This window comes from Ruegeria sp. BI11 (genome assembly GCF_056538005.1).
Map to the genome: position 1 here is coordinate 1 of NZ_JBQFSM010000020.1, position 21,217 is coordinate 21,217.

Here is a 21,217-nt window from a genome sequence, read left to right on the forward strand (position 1 = left end):
TCCCACGCACCACCAACAAAATGACCCGCATGAAACCGCTTCCCCATCAAACGACCCTGCATGTCAACAAAACAAACCAAAACCGTGTCAACCGATCCAACGTCAACCTGAGAACGCAACTCGTCTAATTTGAGAACTCTGCTCACGATGCTTCCTCCCTGATCGTGATATCGTTTAGCGCCGGCTGCAGCAGCGCTAGTATTTCATTCGCCATGTCCGCGACCTGTTCGCCTGTGCGCAGCAAATCATTGCGCACCTCTAGCATCACATTTGGCAACCCTCGGCCGAGCGCGTGCAGGCGCAACGAATGGGTGACCCCGTCACCCGGGCCATAAGGTTCATTTCGTTCTGCCCGGCGATGTGGAATACGATCCACATAGTTCAGCATCGCATCCACCAATCGACTATCTTCATCATGTAAAAGACCCAGTTCGACCGCTCGACGCTTACCGAAATAGACAGGAGTAAAGGAATGTACCGTCACGACCACAGTGTCTGGCCCGTGCGCGTCCAGAACCTCTGAGACAGCAGTGCAAAACGGATCGTAAACCGCAGCCGTTCGCGCATCTCGCTGGACCTGCGTCAGGCCTACATTCCCTGGAACCGAAATCTGCTCTGATTGCTCAGGCATAGCACTTGCAGCCTCTGGGGGACGGTTGCAGTCATAAACCAAGCGCGACACGGTCGAGGCTACGACCGGCGCATCCAAAACCCGCGAAAGTTCCAACGCCAGGCTTCGCGCGCCAGGGTCCCAAACCGCGTGGCTATGCCGGTCGGCAGCGGACAAGCCCAGTTCACTGTAATCTGACGGAATCCGAGAGCTTGCGTGTTCGCACAACAGAACCACCCTGCCCTGCCCCTTCTCGTTCAATACCTCTACTGGTGCAGTCATCTCATCACCTTTGATCCCGTATGTATTTCCGTCCAGGGCATTTCTTCGGGAAGGCTGATGAGGAAGCTGCACGTCGCCATAGTTCTAACCATTCACCACGTTCAGCATTTCCGCATGCAGTTCGGGTGTTGCTGCCGAAATTACCCGGCCGTCCGACTCCAGGTTAAGCGGCCTGCCATCCCAGTCTGTCATCACACCACCCGCAGCCTCAATCACTGCCAAAACCGGCAGAAAATCATACGGCTGCAGGTCGTAATCAATCACCGCATCCACATGGCCCGCTGCCAGCAGGGCATGAGGGTAGCAATCATAGGCGAAACGGCGGGTCTGACCGGAGTGCATCAGTTTTGCAAACAGCGAAGGATGATCACGATAAATCTTGTCGCCTTCGTTCACGAACAGGATGGCCTGATCCAATTGCGTTTGGTTGGACGTCATGATCGCTTCACCATTCAGGGTTGCGCCCTGGCCGGGAACGCCTGCAAAAACCTCATTTAACGCAGGCATGCCGATCACACCGATATCCGGTTTGCCATCGACCAGATGCCCCAGCAAGAAGCCAAACAGCGGATGCCCTGAAAGGAAGGATCTTGTGCCGTCGATCGGGTCAATGATCCAGACTTCACGTCGGTTTTGCCCTTCAAACCCATGCTCTTCCCCAAAGATGCCGTGATCCGGAAAATGTTGCTGTAGATAGGCGCGGACCTCCTTCTCGACACCTTTGTCCGCCTGCGTTACGGGGCTTTCGTCCGACTTGAATTCTACGCCCAGCCTGCCGCGAAAAAACCCGCGGGCCGCAGTGTTGGCCAATTCGGCAATCGTCATCGCATGTGATACCAGATCAGCCACTGCGGTCGTTTGTGTGCTTTTTGGGTTCAGCATCCGGTTCCGTCCTGTCTGATGATTAATCGCGGGTCCAGGGCGGCGACAAACTTGGAGTCAGGCCACCATTTCACGTCGCCAATAGTGCCAAGCTTTTCAAGAAAGCGATGAACACGCACCGAGCTGCGACAGCCAGCAATCCACTCCTGGCGATTCAGATTGTCGTTTACTTGCCGCATCAAAAACCGGATTCTTGCCTTCATTCACCCTATATTTCCACAAAAACATACAACTTCAACATTTAATTTCCGATTTTATTTGTTTTTGTCCAATTCATGTGGGTTTTTGGGGTAATTGGTTTCCCCAGCCTAGTACGAAGTTTGGGACATCACGCTGCTGTCAGGTGATTGAATGGGAAATCGGCCGTCAGCTCAGCAAATCTCTGAAAGGACAGTATCTGCCCCCAGCACTAACAATATGATCATCTGTACGGCCTTGGCGTCTTTCAAAGTTGAAGATACGGATAGGTTGAATTTGGATCGATCGTAGCATTCATCCACGTATACAATTGTCCCAACTACAAGGTTCCGACGCTCAATTCATCGTAGATCCTCTTCCAGCAACAATAGGTCCATTCAACAACGTCGATCTGTTGGATCACATGCAGACGGAACATGCTTCAGACCATCAGGATCTCAACTTACCGTAACTTTGAGACACCTCTTAAGGTTTTGCGATGTATGAAACGTCCGCCAGACGTCTGATCACCGGATTTTGAGCGAAAACAATTGGCTACATTTCGTTCTGACAGAGGCCGAATCCCGCGGCAAGGTGACCGAGAACAAACTGACAAGCGCCTTGCACCTCACCCGCCCTCTGGTATCAGCAGCGCACTGAGCCACAAGTGCGGTACAGGAGCGGCCCGAATTGTTCGACATCACCATAATCTGCACAGCAGCCTTCCTGGCCGGTGTTCTCAACGCTGTTGCAGGCGGCGGTAGCTTTTTGACCTTTCCGGCGCTTGTTTTTGTCGGGGTTCCGCCGATCCCAGCCAACGCTACTAGTGCCGTAGCAGTTTTTCCTGGATACCTCAGCGGAGCAATGGGGTTCCTTTCGGAATTGCGGGATTTCGATCGCCGTGCGCTGACGACGCTTACTCTTCTATCGATCATGGGCGGCGTTGCTGGTGCTGTGTTGTTGCTGATCACACCGTCTGAGGTTTTCAGCTTTGTGGTGCCGTGGTTGTTGCTGTTCGCCACTTTACTTTTTGCGTTCGACAAAAAGGTCCGTGTGCTGGCACGCAGCGAGGAAGGTGCAAGCTCTTTTGGCAAAACGGCGGCAACTCTGGCAGTGACCACTTATGGCGGCTATTTCAACGGCGGCTTGGGGATCGTTTTGCTGGCCCTGTTTTCGGGGCTGGGCATTCGCGACCTGAACGTGATGAACGGTCTGAAAAACGCGATGTCCTTCATCCTTTCGGCAGCTTCGGTCCTAACCTTTGTCCTAGCTGGTATAGTTTACATACAGGAAGCCGCCGTAATGATGATAGCATCAACGATCGGCGGTTATGTCGGTGCAAGGCTGGCTCGCCGACTGCCTGTTCGGGTTGTGCGTGGTATTGTCATAGCTGTCGGGCTGGGTATGACCGTGTTGTTTTTCTTAGCTGATACCTGAGCCATTCCAGCATTGCAGAGCAAACTACTCTCAATTAGGCCGCTGATAAAATTAGAATACCCTAGACTTTCATACTGGCCAAAACTTGGTTAAGTACTTGCGCCAGACCCAATGGATGTTCAAGTGGTTGAATTTCCAGCATTCTTGTCCACAACCTCGAGTATTCTGTTTCTTTGGATTTTACCAGACGGGCCCTTTGGAAGATCAAGCAGGATATGAACCTCATCGGGCGACTTGAAGCGACCCAACAGGGCTTCGCAAATTTTCGATAACTCCAGAGGAGTCAATTCTGAACCTTCTCGAATTTTTACAGCGGCTTCGACGGTTTCGCCGTAGCTGCTGCAAGGGCGTGCAAAAGCTGCAGCTTCTACAACATCAGGGTGAGAATAAAGTGCTTCGTCGATCTCGCGCGGAGCAATGTTCTCGCCACCCTTTATGATTAGTTCTTTTAACCGTCCGGTGACAAAAACGTACCCATCCTTGTCCATCCGGGCGAGGTCACCGGTACGTAGCCAACCATCGGAAGTAAATGTACCCGCCGTTGCATCGGGATTTTTGAGATACTCCAGCATTACATTCGGTCCGCGAATGACCAATTCACCTTCCGTTCCGTTTGGTACCCGTCGAAGGTTCGCGTCAACAATCGCTGCTTCGTTTCCATAAGCGATACCGGGAGATCCGATCTTACGTACACCCGGAGGCAAAGGGTTGGATAGAATCTGCGCGGCTGTTTCCGTTAGGCCCATGGTTTCCACGATAGGGATTTCGAACCGGTCTTCAAAAGCCCGCTGCACGTCCGGCGCCAATGCTGAAGACGCAGAACGGCCGAAACGAACCCGCTGACGGGTTGGAGTATCCGGCTTGGTATCCGAGTGCAGCAGGTGAGAAATTATGGTTGGCACTACCGAAAACCAAGTTGACTTAACCTTGCCCAAATTATCCCAGAACCGGCTGGCAGAAAATCTCTCGCACATGGCCAACGATCCGCCTGAAACCAAGGTTCCCATGACTGTCACACACAGCCCGTTAATGTGGTAGATTGGCAAAACGCAAAACCCACGATCGGCCTCGGTCAACTCATGAGCAACTGTGGCCGTCCAGCCGCCAGCCAGTAGGCTGGAATGCGTGTGAACTACACCCTTTGGGCGTCCGGTCGTTCCGGATGTGTACATCAATAGCGCATCACTATCGGACGAGATGCTGTGCAGGTTATTGCCAGTATCAACGGCATCTGCAACTTGCAACGGGCTGATCCTGGCAGGATCGGCTGTACGCTCGAACAAACCCGTTTGTTCGGGATGCACAAAGCCATAACGCGCGCCGCTGTGTTCCAACGCATAGGCGACAGCACTGTCACCAGCGACGAGGTTTATCATCGTTGCTCGGAAGCCGCCGTAGAGAACGCCAAATAGAACCTCCAGCGCTTCACGGCAATTGGGGTAGAGGATCGCAACGCTTTCGCCTTTTGCAACACCCATCTCAGTCAACATGACCGCGATACGGCGGGCAGTTAAACGCAATTCACCCCAGCTTAAGTCCGGTGCACCGTCCGGGAAAACAAACCCGGTTCCTCCCTGACTAGCTCTCTGATCCAGCCAGTCGCGGACGGTTCCTTTGGGCGGTTCCATCATTGTCCGACCTCCGACCAATAGAGGCCAAAAATCTCCTCCAATCCGGGTTCACACGGGGGTATTTCCCGCACAATCTTGGTTGTCTGGACGAAATGCCGCCAATGCAGATTGGTGTCGATGGAATTCCCACCCCAGCTGCCGCAACCCATCGAAAGGGAAAAAGGCATTCCATTCGTGAAGCTGCCGCCTGTGGCAAAGGTATGCGGCTGATTTACAATGACCCGACAGGTTGGCAAATCACGACCCAGCCCAATCACACGCTCGTCGGCGCCAGTATGTATGCCAACCGAATGCCCGGCCCCCTGATGCGCCAAAATGCGAGACGCAAGGGTCTTGGCCGCCTCAAAATCTGCAGCACGATAAAGTGCCAGAACCCGACTGAGTTTTTCACCGGACAAAGGATGATCCGGACCTATCCCATCAGTTTCGACTGCCAGAAACTTAGTCCCCTCGGGTACTTTGCCGGCCATCCCCAAGGCTTCGAGCATTTTGTCAGCGTCCTGCGCTATGGCCGAACGGTTGAGATGTCCATCGGGCCAAAGTCGCGCCACGATGTCGCTTGCCTCAGAGGACGACACAAGGGCACCGCCCTCGGCAGCCATCGCAGCGACGAATGCGTCATAGACCGCATCCACAACGACTAGCGCGTTTTCAGAAGAGCAGGACGTCGCGTTGTCAAAACACTTTGAAGCCGTGATTTTGGCTGCGGCTGCCTGCAAATCAGCGGTCTCGTCCACAATCACCGTCACATTGCCAGCACCAACCGCCACGGCCGGGGTACCGCAGGATTGCGCGCGGTGGACATTATTCTGGCTGCCGGTACAGATCACCCGATCAACAGTTTCCATAAGCCGTTGTGTCTTGGCCTTTGATCCGGGTGCTGGGATCATCTGAACCAAATTCGGATCCAGCCCTAGCTTGTCGAATTCGGAATGGATGTAGCCAATCAACATCTCGCACGACGCCACACCTTTGGGTGACGGCGCCACAACAATGGAATTGCCGCCTTTTAGCGCATTAATGATGTTGTTCGCGGGTGTCGCGGCAGGGTTAGTCGACGGAACAACCGCTCCGATAACTCCGATAGGTCGAGCAATCTCAGTAATCCCAGTTGTCGGATCATCACTGATGATGCCGTGGGTTTTCGCGTCTGCGATATCGCGCAACAAGCCCAGAGTCTTACGGTGGTTCTTGGTTATCTTGTCGGGCACATTGCCCAGACCAGTGGTTTCAACGGCAACTTCGGCTAGTGCCCGATTGCGCCTTGGCTCCATGATGGCCCATCCCGCCGCCAGCGCCGCTTTGTCATATAACGCCTGACTGCCACGAACTTCAAAGGCCGCTTGGGCTGCGCGCGCCTGTGCAACGATACGATCTACTTCAGCGATTTCGGGTGAAATCCCGTCCTGAGCGTTCATCTTGGTCCTCAATATGTTGTTCGGGGCGGACCCACTCCGCCCCGCTGTGTCCGTCTGGCTTAGAGACCGGCCAGCAACTCGTTCAGTGTCTGCTGACGCTGAGCCCACATCTCGATCACTTCATCACGTGTCATGATGTGCATGGGTGAACCGCCAGCCTCCATTTTCTTGGCGACGCGGGAATTGGCAAACATCTCGGGCACCGTAGCCGAGAGTTTTTCGATAACCTCAGGCGGCGTGCCTTTGGGCACCATCACGCCTCGGAAGTTGACCGACGAATTGTCAACTTCCAGCCCTTGTTCCATCATTGTCGGAACGTCCGGTAGGAAAGCGTTACGCTCAAGGTCAGCAACCCCGAGAATTTTGACGTTGCCAGCCTCTTGCGCGCGGAACGCATCAGACAGGTTGTTGATGCCGCCCATGACCTCACCGGCGATCACCGCTTTCATCGCTGCAGCCCCACCACCTTTGGTCGGGATGTAAGCCATCTTGGTTCCAGCGGACTTGTCGATCTGCAATGCTGCAATGTGGTGGCCGACAAAAAGACCCGCACCTGAAACGGTCAGCTTGCCAGGGTTTTCCTTGGCAAAGGCGACAACATCTTCCATCGAGTTAAACTCACTGTCCGCGCCAACTACGAATACAGCTGGGTCGGCACCCCAGTTCGCGATGGGTTCAAAGCTGTCGGTCGAATATTCCACGCCACCTTTAATCGACTGAGCAATGAAATGCGGCACGTTATAGGCGGCAAGAGTGTAGCCATCCGGATCAGCCTGGGTCGCAAACCAGTTCCACCCTACGCGGCCCCCTGCCCCGGGTTTATTGATAATGGCAATGGGCATTCCCAGCGCGTCTTCGTTTCCAGAGGTCATGGTAACAATGCGCGCCTGAAAGTCGGTCGCGCCGCCTGCGCCGTAACTGACCATCATCATAATCGGCCGGTCGGGGTATTCCTCGGCCACCGCCGCGCCTGTCATGCCCATGAGGACCAATGCGGCCCCTGCAATCATTCGTTTCATTTGCATTTCCTCCCTAATTTGGTTCATCCGCAAACTTTGCGGTCAGAACAGAATTTCCTTTGGTGTGTAGACGTTCAGAAGCATGGCGAAGAGCCCGTACATCACCGCCAAAAAGATTGCCGTGATGACACCGCGCTTGACCCAGGTTTTGGCTTCGGAATGTGGGGCTGGATCGTAAATCGACAGCAGAACGAAAAATGCGATGGCCGTCGCCGTGTAGAAGCCCAGCGACTTGGCCGCCCAGAACACGTAGATCAGTGTAATGACCAATCCCGGTAGCATGTTCAGGAACATCGCGCGTGTCACGCCGTTCCCGACCTTGGATAAGCCCATTACCGCTTTGCCAAACGTCCATCCGGCCAAAACCACGAAGACTGATGCGATCAGACGCGGGAACAGGAAGGCCTCGGCCGGTTGCTGGGTATAGCTGACCCAGGTCACCCAAAGACCTACGGCGAAAACCAGACCCGACCCGAATATGTGTTGCGAGCGGTTCATGCCTGCGCCTCCTCTTTGGTGGTGTAGCGGCGGCTGCGCAATTCCATCCAGACCGAGTATGCGATTGAGGCCAGCACCACTGCGATCAGGAACAGGTTCAATCCGCCGGTCAGGAAATACGACGCCTTACCTACGGTCGCATCCGCGATCATGCCGCCTTGAATAAAGTTGGCCTCGGCGATGGGTCCAAGGATCAGTCCCAGAACCAACGGGGCAGCAGAGAAGCCAAAACGTTCCAAGAAGAACATACCGATGCCGAGGCATGCCATCACATAGACATCACCCATCGAGCCCTGCACCGAATAGGCCCCGAAGACCGACAGAGCCAGAACGATAGCCGCCATAACCGATTGTGGCACCTGAGCGACCCGTGCGGCAAGACCGGCCACATAGAGGCCGAAGATGCACATCAAAACCTGCCCGATTAGCATGGAATTGATGAATGTCCAGGCCACATCAGGATGGTTGTCGAACAGATCTGAGCCCGGGAAAATCCCGTGGATCAGCAATCCGCCCAGCAGGACGGCGGCGGTTGGGCTGCCTGGGATCGATAGTGTCAGCAGCGGCACCAGAGATGGGCCCACCATCGCGTTATTGGCGGATTCCGCGGCGATGACGCCTTCGGAATGTCCTGTTCCGAACTTGTCTTTTTCGGACGAGAACTTCTTGGTCTGGTCATAAGCGACGAGCCCCGCAATCTGCCCACCGACACCGGGGATCAGGCCGATAATCGAACCTGTCAGCGTACCTATACTCAAAGCTCGAGTACGGCTGAAAAGCTCTCGGAATGCTTCGAGGATAGAGTGCCGCTGTACTTCGATGACTTCTGCGCCGGTGTTGTGGCGACCCTTCGCAAACATCGTCAACACTTGCGGGATCGCGAACAGGCCAATCAGTGCGGCGATGATGTTGATGCCTCCGCCCAACGCGGGGTGAAAGATAAAGCGTTGTGCGCCCATGATGTCGTCAAAGCCGATGGTGGCCAGCCACAACCCTATGCAGCCTGAAAGTAGACCTTTGACCACCGATGCCGAATCCAACGTCCCGATCACCGTTACGCCAAGGATGGCCAACCAGAACAGGTGCGAAGGACCGAATGCTAACGCCCATTTGGCTAGTACAGGGGTCAGGAAGATCAGCAGGAGCACGCCAAAGATGCCACCCACGGCCGAAGCCAGAAACGACAATTGCAGCGCCCGCGCACCCTGTCCCTGCTTGGCCATGGTATGCCCGTCCAATGTTGTTGCGATGTTTGCCGGCGCACCCGGGATCTTGAGCAAAATTGCACTTACGGCACCACCTGCGACAGTCGACGTATAGGCCGCACCCAGCAGGATCAGCCCTTGCGCCGCTTCAAGTTGAAAGGTGAACGGGATCAGCAGTGCGACCGCCATCGTGGGTGATAAACCCGGTGTCGCGCCCAAGATCAGGCCCCCGATCGTGCCGCCCAGCAGCAGCATAAACGACAGCGGCGTGAATACGTCTCCGAAGTAATAAATGAATTCCATTCAGGGCCTCCCAACCCGTCGGTTCATGTTTTTACTTTTGTTGACAAATCAGGTTAGGCGATGAAAATAGTATTGCAAATGTTTTCATAAATTCGACCATTTGGGAGAATATTATGGCTAATTTTCAAAAGGGTAAGGTGGACATTGTAGCCGTCGCAAAGGCAGCAAAAGTGTCGCCATCCACAGTTTCACGCACCTTCAACCACCCGAATTTGGTCAGCCCCGCGACTCGGAAAAAGATCAATCGAGCGGTGCAGAGATTGGGATACATCCGAAACCGAGCGGCACAGACGATGCATGGCAAACGGTCCGGCACCATCGGTCTCGTAGTCCCTACGATCAACCACGCCATTTTTGCCGAAGTCATTCAGGCCTTTTCGGATTCTATCGACATAGCCGGGTTCAGCCTGTTGCTGGCGTCGCACAGTTATGACCTGAATCGGGAATATGCGATGGTCCGCAAGTTTCTTGAGCACCGTGTCGACGGTGTGGCACTGGTTGGATTGGAGCATTCCGAAGCCACCGCTCGGCTGATCGAACAGCAGAAAATACCAGCCCTTGCGATGTGGAATTTTTCAGAAAGCTCCGCCCTTCCATGCGTTGGTGCCGACAACCGATTGGCCGGGCGTCTAGCGACAGAGCATCTGCTAGCTTTAGGACACCGAGACATTGGTTTGATCTTTCCTAAGACAAATGGCAATGATCGCGCGCAGCATCGACTTTCTGCCGTGCATGATGCTCTGGGTTCAGCGGGAATCTCAGTTCCAAACGAACATGAATCCGAAGCGCCCTACAGCGTATCTCAGGCCAAACAGTCAGCATTGACCCTTTTGACAAAGCCATCTCGTCCAACGGCTTTGCTATGCGGAAATGACGTTATTGCACAAGGCGCATTATTTGCGGCCCAAAACCTTGGTTTGAACGTTCCCTACGACCTGTCGATTATCGGCATCGGTGATTTCAAAGGGTCTGCTGATGTTGAGCCGGGACTCACCACCATTCGCATTCCCGCAGAGAACATAGGAAAGCTCGCTGGTGAAAAATTCACTGACTATATTACCTCAGACGATCCGGAGCCCTTTAGAATATGCTGCGAGTTGGAATGTATCGTTAGAGGAACAACCAATCCGGTGTCGGTGTCCTAGGCGGCTGCGACAAACCGGATTTAGAAAATGGGATCGTCGGCGAGGTCGTTGTTAAGGTCAAAGGCGAAAAAACTCTGGCCTTAAATGCGGTGGAAGAGAATGGCTGTGAAATGGTCATCACTCACATGACGGTGTTGTTCTGGTTTACGTTAATGTGTCAAAGACCTAGAGCCACTATTTTCTAGAGACGTAGGCCGCGGCGCGAACCAAATTTCACTGCTAAGTGTGCAAAGACTTGAGGCGCGATATTGTAGATCTGCTGACACCCAGCATGCGCGCGATCTCTGCAGCGGTTTTGTCCACGGACAGCAGGGATATCGCTTCTTCCCGCTCTGCAGCGCTTAGTTTTTTGGGGCGCCCTCGACTCAGGCCAAACGACTTGGGGCGATCTTCAGTTGCACGACTTTCCAAATCGGCCAAACCAAGCTCGTAATTGATGACGCCGCCCAATACTTCCAGAACTATTGCCACCTTGTCGCTTTGACAACGGAGTTGCGGCGCTGCAGTACCGTCCAAGCGACTGACCAAATCACGTGCCCACTTCATCAGGCGACAAATTCGAGGCGACGTGGTATTATTTTGACACTAAGGCCGCACGAGCGGACACCCTTTCAATTATGTGCCTGGCGGATTTTGAGGCGCGATTTCATTATTCATTTCGGGTGCCCCGACACGCGTTGGCTGTTCTAGCAACGGGGGAAACATGCGTAATTTGACCGTGATAGCTGCGACGTTGGGCTTGCTTTTGCTAAGCGCCACAAAGCCGGTAAACGCGAGTGACCCTGCGGCATCTATCGAGATTGGCAATCACCTTGCCGCGGTTCTTCGTGCAGGGCGAAACGTAGTCTCTAACAACCAAACGTTGATCAACGACTCTGCGAAAGGGGACAAAGACCTTTCCGGAGAGAAGTTTCGTGCCTTGGTGATCGAAAGTTTTGAGGCAGCAAATGGCGCGCCGCCTTTGAATGACACCCTAAGCCCCATTCAGCGCCAGCTCACCGAAGCCCAGCTTGCTGCAATGGTCGAAGTGGTCAATGACTCGCAGGATGTAATCAACGCCCCTGACATTGCCTTCAAAGGTTTCATCCCGGCAGCTTTTGCGCGGCAAGTAAATGAAAATTTCGGAGAAAAAATGGAAACGGTGGCAAGCGTTAAAGTCACCGCACCTGAAAATCTGGTGCGCAACCGTGTGGCCCGGCCGGACACTTGGGAAAACGACGTCATTGAGAGCAAATTCAAAAGCACCGATTGGCCGACAGGGCAGGCATATTTCGAAGAAGTTGACGTAGACGGCAATCCGGCCTTTCGAATGCTGATCCCGGAATATTATTCCGAGTCCTGTCTGGCATGTCACGGGTCACCTGCCGGGGAAACCGATGTGACGGGATTTCCCAAAGAAGGTGGCTCAGAAGGTGATTTGGCCGGGGCCATCTCGATCATTCTGTTCAAATGAAATCGGGTGAGCAGAAAAATACCAGATGGTCCTGGATAGCAGAAAACCAGATCCCGGTTCGTATAAGCGCTCTGTCTGCGGGGCTATTAATTACGCTCGTGATCAGCACTTTGATCATGGCGTTTGATCTGACGCGCAGCCAAAATCGGATGAAGACAGTCAATCAGGACGTGCAAAGGTTAGAAATAGCTGCGGAAGCCGATCGGTATTTTGGAGAAATTCGCTATTGGCTGACGGATTTGTCAGTGAGCCTACTAACCTTGTCGGAAAAAAGAGCCGAAGCTGCGCGTGAAGAATTCGACCTCAGACTTCAACAGATATCCGGGTTTGCGCCTGATATCGCTGCCACAATTCGGGAAGGTGCGTCCGCGTATTACGACAGCGCCCTGAAGGCTGCAGATGCTTATACCGACGGGAACCGGATTATCGGCAATACGTTGTTGGCGCAGGCACGGTTGGGCAGTGACGCGGTTGATCAGGCTCTGTCACAGCTGGTGCAGGCCCTGTCAGACGAAGCAAGTGAAACACAGCGTCTGGCGGCCGAGGAAGCGCGCCGTGCGTTGCGCCGCGCGATCATTGCATGCATCGCAATTGTGGTGGCCGGAACAGGTCTGACCTGGATTGTACTGAGATCAATATTGCAGCCTATGCAGGCCAATAGTGCCGCAATCGATGCGCTAATAAACGGTCAGCACAACGTTGAACTTCCACCGGAAGGTCCACATGAAATGGGCCGTATGAGCCAGGCTTTGCGGGTTTTGCGAGAAAGTCAAAACCAGTTGAAATCGCTTGAGAAAGAGGCCCGGGAACAACACAATACAATCCTGACCGCCATTGAAACGATCCCCGATGGTTTCGTCCTTTTTGATGCTGACGACAAGCTGGTTTTGGTGAACGAGCGGTACCGGGCGATGTATGCACCGCTAAAGGAACTGTTGGTTCCGGGAACCAGCTTTTCCGAACTGCTCAAAGCACGTGCGGCACTTGATCTGGACGATACGGGTACGCTTTCAAAAGAGGATTGGATCGCCGAGCAGCTTCGTTTGCATGCCGTCGGACGGTTAAGTTCCCGCGAAGTCGCCGTGGGTTCATCGTGGGTGCGCGTGTCCCGGCGCAAAACTCCGGATGGCGGAACCGTGACGGTGTTCAGCGACATTTCCGACCTTAAGACCAAACAGCAACAACTTGAGGACGCGAGATTGGATGCCGTCGCGGCCAGTGGCGCCAAAAGCCAGTTTCTCGCGTCAATGAGCCACGAGCTTCGCACGCCGCTGAACGCGATAATCGGCTATAGCGAAATGCTGGCCGAAGATGCCGACGAAATGGGGTTTGGCGACGCGCGCGAGGATCTGGAAAAGATCATGTCCTCCGGGCGGCATCTGTTGTCTTTGATCAACGACATACTCGACCTTTCCAAAATCGAAGCCGGGAAGATGGAGCTGTATGTGGAACCTTTCCCGCTGGAGCCGTTGCTTGAGGAAGTCGTTGCCACTGTAAATCCTCTGATCAGCAAAAATGGCAATGAGCTGTATGTGGATTTCAGCCTTGATGAGAGTGAGATCGAGACTGACAAAACCAAGTTGCGCCAAAACCTGTTTAACTTGCTCTCTAACGCAAGCAAATTCACCAATCAGGGCCGCATTGGGCTGACAGTCGATCAATTCGTTCGGGACGGGATGGCCTGGTACCGGTTTTCCGTGTCCGATACAGGCATTGGCTTGACACCCGAACAAAGAGAACGTCTTTTTGACGCCTTTGTTCAGGCGGAACAATCAACCACTCGCGATTTTGGTGGCACCGGCTTGGGTTTGGCGATCACGCAGAAATTTACCAAAATGATGGGTGGAGAGATTTCCGTTCAAAGCGAACCCGGGGTTGGATCCACTTTTTCGTTTGAAATTCCCGCACGTGTCAGTGCAGCCGTTGATGACAAAGAAGAAGAGGGGTTTCAGACTGAATGTCCGGATCAAGGCGTTGTGCTGATCGTCGATGATGAGGAAACCGCGCGGAACACGCTGGCAGCAATTGTACGGTATGAAGGATATGCCACATTGCTGGCGAACAATGCTACGACCGGATTAGAATTGATACGAACGCACAAGCCCGATGCGATCATATTGGATGTGATCATGCCCGGGCGCGACGGGTGGTCTTTACTAAAAGAAATCAAGTGCGATCCGGAGTTGTGCGAGATTCCTGTCATACTGGTGACTATTGTTCCGGACCGTGAAATGGGCCTTGCCTTCGGAGCAGTTGAACATCTGACCAAGCCAGTCGAACCCCAGCAATTGGTTGCGACGCTGAACAGGATTGCCAGTGCTAATCCCCGAGACGTTCTGATTGTCGATGACGATGCATCAACCAGAAAATTGTTCCGACGCATATTAGCGCGAGAAGGATGGCGTGTACACGAGGCATCGGACGGACACCGCGCTCTGGCTCAGTTGAATACAAGAAGACCAACTCTGATGCTGTTGGATATCATGATGCCCGAGCAGGACGGCTTTGACGTTCTCAGAACAATGAGGGCGCAAAGCGATCTGGCTGACTTACCGGTCATCGTGGTCACGTCCAAGGACCTGTCGCGCCAAGAACTGGATTGGCTCAAGGCTCATGCAAGCGAAGTCATTCGAAAAGGAGCAGATGGGCGAGCGGATCTGATCGCGGCATTGCAGCGGCACCTAAAGGGCATGAACGAAACTGGAAAGGTGGCTGAACATGGTTAAGATCCTGATTGTTGAGGATAACGATATGAATCTTGACATGTTGTCCAGACGACTGGCCCGTAAAGGTTTTGAGATCGTAACGGCGCAGGACGGTCATGAAGGTGTCGCCACTGCCGCTGAAACCCGACCGGATCTGATCCTAATGGACATCAGCCTGCCGGGCATTGATGGCCACGAAGCGACGAAGCGTCTCAAAGCAGACGGCAGCACCTCATCTATCCCGGTTGTTGCCTTGACTGCTCATGCGCTGACAAGTGATCGCGATACGGCATTGGCGGCCGGTTGCGACGAATTTTATACCAAACCGATCGAGTTTCCCGGTCTGCTGGAGATCATCAACAAGCTGTTGAACCAGAAAGGCCTGTAATGAGCAGAAACCGGATAGGAGAGCTGACCTATGCGATGCGCATCGCCCAAAATCTGGCGGGTCCAGCCGAAGCCATTCTGGGATATCAGGCATTGCTGCTTGATGCAGTTGTACGCAAGGGACCATCCACAGCTCTACCGGACCTCGAAAAAATTTCGGACGCTGCAGGTAGTCTTCACCAAAAGACAAGCAATTTAGAAGCGCTGGGTGACGCCTTGGATAGTGATCCGGACGCGCGCAAGAAACTGCGACACGATCTTCGAAACCTGATCAATGCCATCCTTGGCTATGGAGAAATGGTGTTAGAGGATTTTGAAGCGCAAATCAGCAAGGCCGCCCGAAATGATCTTTCAGCACTTTTGCAGGAAGCGAGGGATCTGGGAACCAAGATTGACGAGACCTTAGGTGCAGTTAGCGATGACCGAGAACAAGAAAGCGCGCTGGCGGTCGGGTTAGATCGTGTTCTGGCCAGCGATACCCGTGGGCTCGCCGCTCATATCGGGCGCGTGCTTGTCGTAGACGATACTACGGCCAACCGGGAAATCCTGACCCGTCTTCTGGAACAACGCGGTCACAGTGTTCTGGCACTCAGTTCAGCCGCAGAAGCCTTTGCCGCGCTGAACCGCGAAAGTTTCGATCTGGTGCTTCTAGACATACTTATGCCGGATATTAACGGCATCGAAGTTCTGGAAACTCTCAAAAGCAACCCAAAGCTAAGCGATATACCTGTTGTCATGGTGTCGGGATTGCGGGAAACCGATGCCATTGCAAAATGCATCATCGCGGGTGCCGAGGATTTTTTGCCCAAACCGATCGACCCGGTTCTGCTGCACGCACGCGTGGACGCCTGCCTAGAAAAGTTGATTTGGCGGCGTAAAGAGCAGGAGTTCATAGACCAAATTGAATTGGAAAAAGAACGCGCAGATGCCCTACTTCGGGCCATGCTTCCTTCTCCGGTCATAACGCGTCTGAAAGCAGGCGAGACACATATCGCTGATCGTTTCGACAGCGCCACAATCCTGTTTGCGGACATTGTGGATTTCACTCCGTTGGTGTCTCGTAGCGACCCGGTGCAATTGTTGAATGAACTGGCCGAAGTCTTTCTGGCCTTCGACGAATTGACCGTGAAACACGGGATCGAAAAGATCAAAACCATTGGCGACGCCTACATGACCGCAGCTGGCATTCCTACACGCCGACCTGACCATGCCCAAGCGACTTTAGCTTTTGCCCGAGATATGATCCGCGTGATGCCACAAGCGAATAACACCTGCGCAGAGCTAAACATTCGAATAGGTATTCACACGGGTCCCGTCATCGCGGGTCTGATGGGCCAGACACGGTCAATTTACGACGTCTGGGGAGAAACCGTAAATCTGACAAGCCGCCTGGAGGCGACCGGAGAACCGGGTCGCATTCAAATTTCAGGAACTACGAAAAAAAGCAGTTGGTCAGGAAGGGGTCGCATTTGAAGCACGCGATCATTTTGTGAAGGGGTATGGACCCGTCACCTCATACCTGTCGATATAAAGGGCATTGCCAATTTTTTTTGCTCTGACATGGGATCTGTAGCGCGATGACGTGATCCGTGAAACACAACGTTCTGGCTAAGCAGCATCCGGAATTCGGCTAATGCTGAATTCACCGTGTACGTGCATCGATATGCGACTTAATCGTCACCAAGTGATCCGAATGGGAGACATGGCCCAGACCATTGTGGCTTCTTGGTCCGTGCGGTTCCGAAAACGGTGCGCGATCATTGAGGGGTAAGAAAAACTGTCCCCCTGGCGCAAGACTATGACTTCGTCGGCCAGACGCAGCTCGACTTCTCCGGCCAAAACAATCGCGTGTTGCTCGCCTTCAAAAGAATAGCCCTCCAAGGGTTCCGGAGGGGTTCCAGCCCCCGGACGAAAGCGAGACAGAATCAGGTAGCATTGCCCGGATAAGGTACTGGAAAGAAGTTCATCTTCGAAGCCGAGCTCTTCGGTCGTCCGCGTATACATTCCCGACAGCAAGCGGCGATTTTCTGCACGGACAACGTGCTTGCGCTCTAGCGGGCCGGTGCCCGATTTCTTGGGAAAGAACCAGTTGGGGTCGACCGCAAGAGCCGCACTTATCTCCCGCAAGAGGTCGTCTGAAATGATCGCAGAGCCAAGCTCGATCCGGCTTAGGTATGCGGTTGAGCAGGACACCACTTCAGAGAGGTCCTTCAAGGTCAATCCGCGCGCTTTGCGCACTTCTCGGATTTCACTGCCCAGTTGCTGGGCATCTGTTTCAGGAAGGTGATTATTCATGCATTCGGGATAGAAGATTTTTGTTGATTTTTCGAGAGAAATTCAACTTAGTTGAAAAAGAGGGAAAAATTCAACTGACAAATCTGCTCGGGAGGGCATCATGCGCTTTGATTTAATTGCGAATTTCAGCCCTGGTGAGACGATTCCCTGGACACGAACACTGGAGATGATCCTCGAACAATGCGCGCTGGCTGAGCAGGCGGGGTTCACGACCGCTTGGTTCACCGAGCATCATTTTGCCCATAACGGATATATGAACGCGCCGCCCAACCCGATCCAGATGTGCACCCACGTGGCGGCGCATTGCAAAAAGCTGCGCGTTGGAACAGCACCTATTGTCCTGCCGGATTGGCATCCACTACGGGTGGCCGAGGATGCCGCCATGCTGGACAACATGACGCTGGGCCGGTTCGATTTTGGGGTGGCCAAAGGCATCAATGAACGGTCGACCATCCAATTCAACAAAGATGCGGATCGTCGCGACAATGCCAAGGTGATGCGCCTTTACCAGGAAAACCTTGAGATCATTCTGAAGGCTTGGACCAACGAGGCCTTTACCTATCAGGGCGAATTCTATCAATTCCCGGTTCCCGGCTGGAAAGAAACCAATCGTTTCTTTGACCCTCTGGACCCGCGCTATCACGCCGAGGATGGCGCGTACAAAGCGATGTACTTACATCCACGACCTTACACCAACCCGCATCCCCCAGTCTGGCTGATGTCGAACGCGCCACCTACATTCAAGCTGGCTGGCGAAAGGGGATGGGGCGTAATCTCAATGTCTGCTGGGCCAAAAGCCACACTTGCTTGCTGGGAACCGTATCGCGAAGCCCTGTCCAACCGCGAAGGGCGCGAGATGAAGCTGGGCGAAGGCGTTGGTGTCTGCACCGCCTTTTATGTTGGCGAAAGCATGGAGGAAGCGGTCAATACTATCCGCGGTCCCATCAACGCCTATTACGAATTTCTCGGCGGGTCGCGGCCAAAGGGCGAATGGACCAAGCACGGCTACCTTGATGTCGGGGAAGAAATGACGCCCGAAGACGAGGCAATGGACTGGTTCGATTTCCTCAATAAACGCGGGATCATCGTCGTAGGTGATGCAGCATATGTAGCTGAACGATTTGCTGAAAAACAGGAAACCATCGGTCTCGATCATCTCATGTTGATGCAGCAATACACAAGCGTGCCTTACGAGAAGATTCTGGCCAGTTGGCACCGCCTTTTTGAACATGTGGTGCCGAAGTTTGGAACTCAGTCCATCGCGCAAAAACGGGTGCTGGACCATGCTTGAAATCTGGGGGCGCCCGTACTCATCGAACGTAATCCCGGTGATCTGGGCAGCCAACGAGTTGCGGTTGGATTACACATTGCAACTTGCAGGGGGCAGCTTCGGCAAGCTCGACACTGACAGTTATGCTCAGATCAACCCCAACCGCATGATCCCTGCAATCCGGGACGGGGATTTCGCCTTGTGGGAAAGCCTCGCTATCGTGCGTTATCTTTGCGAACGGTACGGGGCGGGAACCCTCAGCCCGTCCGATTTACAAACCCGTGCAGTTGCCGATCAATGGATGGAATGGTCGGCCAGCCGCGCGTTTTTGCCGGTGATCTATTTGTTCTTTGCGACGGTACGCACTCAGCCTGATCAGCGTGAGCCCGAGAAAATTGCCACGCTGCGTGACGAGGTGCATGAGGCGTTAACCATATTGGACCTCCATCTTGCGGATAGGGCATTTGTCTGCGGCGATACTTTTACCATGGGGGATATCCCTATGGGTTGCGTGGTCTACCGCTACTTCAATGTCGAGGTTGAACGTCAACCACTGCCAAACGTCGAGGCCTGGTATCAGAGATTAACGGAACGACCGGCATACAAGGACCATGTCATGCGCCATTTTGGGACAAACCCGGATGAATGGACCGCCCTAGAAAAAGCCTGCGCCAGTGAAGGTGTTCTGTGATGGACCTACGCGATTACCGCCGCACTTTGGGCTCTTTCCCTACGGGGGTCACCATTGTGACAGCGTTAGACGCAGATCGTGAACCCTGGGGCCTGACCGCGAATTCATTCACCTCGGTCTCGTTAGAGCCGCCGGTGATTTCAGTCTGCATCGCCAAGTCTGGTCGGGTGTTTCCGACACTGTCAGGCTCTGGCCATTTCGCCGTCAATATCCTGTCTGCCGCACAAGAAGACCTCGCCTTGCATTTTGCCAGCGATGTCGAAAACCGCTTTACCGATACAGACTGGACGGCAGGAACCTCAGCACCGCTTTTACCGGGTGCTGCGGCTCATTTAGAATGCAAGGTGCATGGCCGGGTAGATGCCGGAGATCATGAAATCCTTCTTGGGCGTGTTGCGCGATACGCTCACAGACCAATACCACCCCTTGTTTACTGCCGCGGCGGCTTCTTTGCTGCACAGCAAACGGAGGCTCTGCGATGAGCGATCATCTGACCTACCACGCCCGCTTCAGCCCCGCAGAACTCGACGCACAATATAACCTGCGTGCTGGGCGACCTGACTATGAAGAGACAGTCATTCCTGGATGGATCAGCGATAGTGAGCATGCACGAGCTTCATCAGATTGCAGCCTCGATATTCGTTATGGAGAAGGCGAGAAACAAAAGCTGGATGTGTTTCGTTGCGGCGATCCTGCCGCACCGACACTGGTCTATTTCCACGGCGGCTACTGGCAGCGCGGCGACAAGTCGATTTATAGCTTCGTCGCACCACCCTTTGTCGCAGCCGGGGTCAATGTCGTGGTCGTCGGCTACGATCTATGCCCGTCAGTGACCATCACGCGCATCTCGGAAGAAGCCCGTGAAGCGTTGGCGTATATATGGCGTAACGCAGACGATCTTGGCATCAATCGAGACCGCATCACTGTAATGGGCCATTCTGCAGGTGGCCATATCACCCAGATGATGATGGCCACAGATTGGCCGATATTCGGTGGCGACCTGCCTATGGACCTGATCAAGGCAGGTATTCCGGTATCACCGCTCAGCTATCTGGAACCTGTTCGCCTGACGGAGGCGCTAAATGCAGGCATCCGCATGGACCTGAGGGAGGCCGACGCAGAAAGCCCGATGACCCGTCACCCGCCTGTGACCAACGCCCCGCAATTGGCCGTGGTTGGTGGGGCCGAAACGGATGAGTTTCACCGGCAGGCGCAGATGTACGTCGAAAAGTATGAAACAGCGGATCGCAAGATCGGTCTCTACATTGTGCCGGGTGTAGATCACTTCGATGAATTGAATGTGCTTGTTGATCCTGCAAGTCCATTCTTCAAAAAAACCTGCGACATCCTTCAAGGAAAAGGACAAAACTCATGACAGCCGTAACCCGAGCCCTTGTCGACTCTGTCGGCGATGCTTTCAACGCCAACGACATCGACGCCGTGATGAAACACTTTGCCAACGATGCAACGTTTGATCACGCGCTTGGATCCGAGGAATACGGCATGCGTTTTGAAGGGGCTGAGACCATCCGCAACGTTTTTGCCGGGCTTTTCGACAAGGTCGAAAACGTGCATTGGGAAACGCTTGATTGCGCCATTTCCGGAAACAAAGCCTATTGCGAGTACCGCCGCTCTGCCACGCATAAGGATGGCAAGAAAGAAGAGTTTCTAAGCGTCGACATCCTGACCTACCGCGACGGGCTGATCGTGCACAAGGACACATACTATAAGCAGCGCACCGAATGAGCCCGGTGCGCTTAGCTAATTGGACGAGCCGCCTTGCAAAGTCGGATGGCGCTCGCGGTTACC

General features: G+C 53.9%; 20 protein-coding genes and 1 pseudogene. 11 read left to right on the forward strand and 10 right to left on the reverse strand.

Translation table 11 applies throughout. The features are described 5' to 3' along the window. The 3 genes and pseudogenes from ACR0DT_RS23735 to ACR0DT_RS23745 all read right to left on the reverse strand — a co-directional run. Positions 1-146 (reverse strand): annotated as a pseudogene (locus ACR0DT_RS23735) (glutamine synthetase); the annotation flags it as partial. After that, positions 143-892 carry an N-formylglutamate amidohydrolase gene (locus ACR0DT_RS23740; protein WP_480713139.1) on the reverse strand — a complete coding sequence of 250 codons (750 nt, stop codon included), beginning with the start codon at positions 890-892 and terminating at the stop codon, positions 143-145. The gene ACR0DT_RS23740 and the pseudogene ACR0DT_RS23735, both read right to left, overlap by 4 nt. Before the next feature lie 84 nt (positions 893-976). Then, the gene (locus tag ACR0DT_RS23745) at positions 977-1,774 is read right to left on the reverse strand and encodes an inositol monophosphatase family protein (RefSeq protein ID WP_480713140.1); all 798 of its coding nucleotides are present in this window, start codon (positions 1,772-1,774) and stop codon (positions 977-979) included. An 867-nt stretch (positions 1,775-2,641) separates the two neighbouring features. On the opposite strand from ACR0DT_RS23745, the gene ACR0DT_RS23750 reads away from it, so the two are divergent. Continuing rightward, complete coding sequence (locus ACR0DT_RS23750; protein ID WP_480713141.1) at positions 2,642-3,388, forward strand: sulfite exporter TauE/SafE family protein; 747 nt, start codon at positions 2,642-2,644, stop codon at positions 3,386-3,388. Between the two features lie 119 nt (positions 3,389-3,507). On the opposite strand, the gene ACR0DT_RS23755 is transcribed toward ACR0DT_RS23750, so the two are convergent. The 5 genes from ACR0DT_RS23755 to ACR0DT_RS23775 are packed head-to-tail and all read right to left on the reverse strand — an operon-like array spanning position 3,508 to position 9,462. Beyond that, positions 3,508-5,019, reverse strand: a complete 1,512-nt coding sequence (locus ACR0DT_RS23755; RefSeq protein ID WP_480713142.1) for an AMP-binding protein — start codon at positions 5,017-5,019, stop codon at positions 3,508-3,510. After that, positions 5,016-6,437: an acylating sulfoacetaldehyde dehydrogenase gene (gene sauS, locus ACR0DT_RS23760; protein ID WP_480713143.1), complete on the reverse strand. Its 1,422-nt coding sequence runs from the start codon at positions 6,435-6,437 to the stop codon at positions 5,016-5,018. Before sauS ends, ACR0DT_RS23755 begins: the two co-directional genes overlap by 4 nt. Before the next feature lie 59 nt (positions 6,438-6,496). Further along, positions 6,497-7,456: a Bug family tripartite tricarboxylate transporter substrate binding protein gene (locus ACR0DT_RS23765; protein WP_480713144.1), complete on the reverse strand. Its 960-nt coding sequence runs from the start codon at positions 7,454-7,456 to the stop codon at positions 6,497-6,499. A gap of 42 nt (positions 7,457-7,498) precedes the next feature. Then, positions 7,499-7,954: a tripartite tricarboxylate transporter TctB family protein gene (locus ACR0DT_RS23770; protein WP_480713145.1), complete on the reverse strand. Its 456-nt coding sequence runs from the start codon at positions 7,952-7,954 to the stop codon at positions 7,499-7,501. Beyond that, a complete protein-coding gene (locus tag ACR0DT_RS23775; protein WP_480713146.1) occupies positions 7,951-9,462 on the reverse strand; it encodes a tripartite tricarboxylate transporter permease in 1,512 nt (503 codons plus the stop codon). The genes ACR0DT_RS23770 and ACR0DT_RS23775 overlap by 4 nt, the downstream gene beginning before the upstream one ends. A gap of 113 nt (positions 9,463-9,575) precedes the next feature. Between ACR0DT_RS23775 and ACR0DT_RS23780 the strand changes: the two genes are divergently transcribed. Further along, positions 9,576-10,607, forward strand: a complete 1,032-nt coding sequence (locus ACR0DT_RS23780) for a LacI family DNA-binding transcriptional regulator (protein ID WP_480713147.1) — start codon at positions 9,576-9,578, stop codon at positions 10,605-10,607. Between the two features lie 219 nt (positions 10,608-10,826). On the opposite strand, the gene ACR0DT_RS23785 is transcribed toward ACR0DT_RS23780, so the two are convergent. Continuing rightward, complete coding sequence (locus ACR0DT_RS23785) at positions 10,827-11,123, reverse strand: helix-turn-helix domain-containing protein (RefSeq protein WP_480713148.1); 297 nt, start codon at positions 11,121-11,123, stop codon at positions 10,827-10,829. 187 nt (positions 11,124-11,310) lie between these two features. Between ACR0DT_RS23785 and ACR0DT_RS23790 the strand changes: the two genes are divergently transcribed. The 4 genes from ACR0DT_RS23790 (at position 11,311) to ACR0DT_RS23805 (ending at position 16,625) form a co-directional block, all read left to right on the forward strand. After that, entirely contained in the window at positions 11,311-12,060 is a 750-nt protein-coding gene (locus ACR0DT_RS23790; RefSeq protein WP_480713149.1) for a Tll0287-like domain-containing protein, read from the forward strand. Between the two features lie 116 nt (positions 12,061-12,176). Continuing rightward, on the forward strand, positions 12,177-14,786 hold the full coding sequence (locus ACR0DT_RS23795) for a response regulator (RefSeq protein WP_480713150.1): 2,610 nt from the start codon (positions 12,177-12,179) through the stop codon (positions 14,784-14,786). Next, positions 14,779-15,153: a response regulator gene (locus tag ACR0DT_RS23800; protein ID WP_480713151.1), complete on the forward strand. Its 375-nt coding sequence runs from the start codon at positions 14,779-14,781 to the stop codon at positions 15,151-15,153. Before ACR0DT_RS23795 ends, ACR0DT_RS23800 begins: the two co-directional genes overlap by 8 nt. Further along, positions 15,153-16,625 carry an adenylate/guanylate cyclase domain-containing protein gene (locus ACR0DT_RS23805; RefSeq protein ID WP_480713152.1) on the forward strand — a complete coding sequence of 491 codons (1,473 nt, stop codon included), beginning with the start codon at positions 15,153-15,155 and terminating at the stop codon, positions 16,623-16,625. Before ACR0DT_RS23800 ends, ACR0DT_RS23805 begins: the two co-directional genes overlap by 1 nt. 204 nt (positions 16,626-16,829) lie before the next feature. Here the strand turns inward: ACR0DT_RS23805 and ACR0DT_RS23810 are convergent, their stop codons facing one another. Beyond that, positions 16,830-17,447, reverse strand: a complete 618-nt coding sequence (locus ACR0DT_RS23810; RefSeq protein WP_480713153.1) for a helix-turn-helix domain-containing protein — start codon at positions 17,445-17,447, stop codon at positions 16,830-16,832. 100 nt (positions 17,448-17,547) lie between these two features. Here ACR0DT_RS23810 and ACR0DT_RS23815 point away from each other — a divergent pair, with 100 nt between their 5' ends. The 5 genes from ACR0DT_RS23815 to ACR0DT_RS23835 are packed head-to-tail and all read left to right on the forward strand — an operon-like array spanning position 17,548 to position 21,154. Continuing rightward, on the forward strand, positions 17,548-18,738 hold the full coding sequence (locus ACR0DT_RS23815; RefSeq protein WP_480713154.1) for an LLM class flavin-dependent oxidoreductase: 1,191 nt from the start codon (positions 17,548-17,550) through the stop codon (positions 18,736-18,738). Beyond that, positions 18,731-19,408, forward strand: coding sequence for a glutathione S-transferase family protein (locus tag ACR0DT_RS23820; protein WP_480713155.1), 678 nt, complete (start codon positions 18,731-18,733; stop codon positions 19,406-19,408). Before ACR0DT_RS23815 ends, ACR0DT_RS23820 begins: the two co-directional genes overlap by 8 nt. Further along, complete coding sequence (locus ACR0DT_RS23825; protein WP_480713156.1) at positions 19,408-19,890, forward strand: flavin reductase family protein; 483 nt, start codon at positions 19,408-19,410, stop codon at positions 19,888-19,890. Before ACR0DT_RS23820 ends, ACR0DT_RS23825 begins: the two co-directional genes overlap by 1 nt. Continuing rightward, positions 19,887-20,783, forward strand: coding sequence for an alpha/beta hydrolase (locus ACR0DT_RS23830; RefSeq protein WP_480713157.1), 897 nt, complete (start codon positions 19,887-19,889; stop codon positions 20,781-20,783). The genes ACR0DT_RS23825 and ACR0DT_RS23830 overlap by 4 nt, the downstream gene beginning before the upstream one ends. Further along, positions 20,780-21,154 (forward strand): nuclear transport factor 2 family protein, encoded by a 375-nt coding sequence (locus ACR0DT_RS23835; RefSeq protein WP_480713158.1) that lies wholly within the window; start codon positions 20,780-20,782, stop codon positions 21,152-21,154. Before ACR0DT_RS23830 ends, ACR0DT_RS23835 begins: the two co-directional genes overlap by 4 nt. The last annotated feature ends 63 nt before the right edge of the window (positions 21,155-21,217 follow it).

Excerpts from the sequence above, each read along its gene's own strand:
- ACR0DT_RS23740 (WP_480713139.1), bottom strand. The coding sequence starts at position 892 with ATGACTGCACCAGTAGAGGTATTGAACGAGAAGGGGCAGGGCAGGGTG.
- ACR0DT_RS23745 (WP_480713140.1), bottom strand. The coding sequence starts at position 1,774 with ATGCTGAACCCAAAAAGCACACAAACGACCGCAGTGGCTGATCTGGTA.
- ACR0DT_RS23755 (WP_480713142.1), bottom strand. The coding sequence starts at position 5,019 with ATGATGGAACCGCCCAAAGGAACCGTCCGCGACTGGCTGGATCAGAGA.
- sauS (WP_480713143.1), bottom strand. The coding sequence starts at position 6,437 with ATGAACGCTCAGGACGGGATTTCACCCGAAATCGCTGAAGTAGATCGT.
- ACR0DT_RS23765 (WP_480713144.1), bottom strand. The coding sequence starts at position 7,456 with ATGAAACGAATGATTGCAGGGGCCGCATTGGTCCTCATGGGCATGACA.
- ACR0DT_RS23770 (WP_480713145.1), bottom strand. The coding sequence starts at position 7,954 with ATGAACCGCTCGCAACACATATTCGGGTCGGGTCTGGTTTTCGCCGTA.
- ACR0DT_RS23775 (WP_480713146.1), bottom strand. The coding sequence starts at position 9,462 with ATGGAATTCATTTATTACTTCGGAGACGTATTCACGCCGCTGTCGTTT.
- ACR0DT_RS23780 (WP_480713147.1), top strand. The coding sequence starts at position 9,576 with ATGGCTAATTTTCAAAAGGGTAAGGTGGACATTGTAGCCGTCGCAAAG.
- ACR0DT_RS23790 (WP_480713149.1), top strand. The coding sequence starts at position 11,311 with ATGCGTAATTTGACCGTGATAGCTGCGACGTTGGGCTTGCTTTTGCTA.
- ACR0DT_RS23795 (WP_480713150.1), top strand. The coding sequence starts at position 12,177 with ATGGCGTTTGATCTGACGCGCAGCCAAAATCGGATGAAGACAGTCAAT.
- ACR0DT_RS23800 (WP_480713151.1), top strand. The coding sequence starts at position 14,779 with ATGGTTAAGATCCTGATTGTTGAGGATAACGATATGAATCTTGACATG.
- ACR0DT_RS23805 (WP_480713152.1), top strand. The coding sequence starts at position 15,153 with ATGAGCAGAAACCGGATAGGAGAGCTGACCTATGCGATGCGCATCGCC.
- ACR0DT_RS23810 (WP_480713153.1), bottom strand. The coding sequence starts at position 17,447 with ATGAATAATCACCTTCCTGAAACAGATGCCCAGCAACTGGGCAGTGAA.
- ACR0DT_RS23815 (WP_480713154.1), top strand. The coding sequence starts at position 17,548 with ATGCGCTTTGATTTAATTGCGAATTTCAGCCCTGGTGAGACGATTCCC.
- ACR0DT_RS23820 (WP_480713155.1), top strand. The coding sequence starts at position 18,731 with ATGCTTGAAATCTGGGGGCGCCCGTACTCATCGAACGTAATCCCGGTG.
- ACR0DT_RS23825 (WP_480713156.1), top strand. The coding sequence starts at position 19,408 with ATGGACCTACGCGATTACCGCCGCACTTTGGGCTCTTTCCCTACGGGG.
- ACR0DT_RS23830 (WP_480713157.1), top strand. The coding sequence starts at position 19,887 with ATGAGCGATCATCTGACCTACCACGCCCGCTTCAGCCCCGCAGAACTC.
- ACR0DT_RS23835 (WP_480713158.1), top strand. The coding sequence starts at position 20,780 with ATGACAGCCGTAACCCGAGCCCTTGTCGACTCTGTCGGCGATGCTTTC.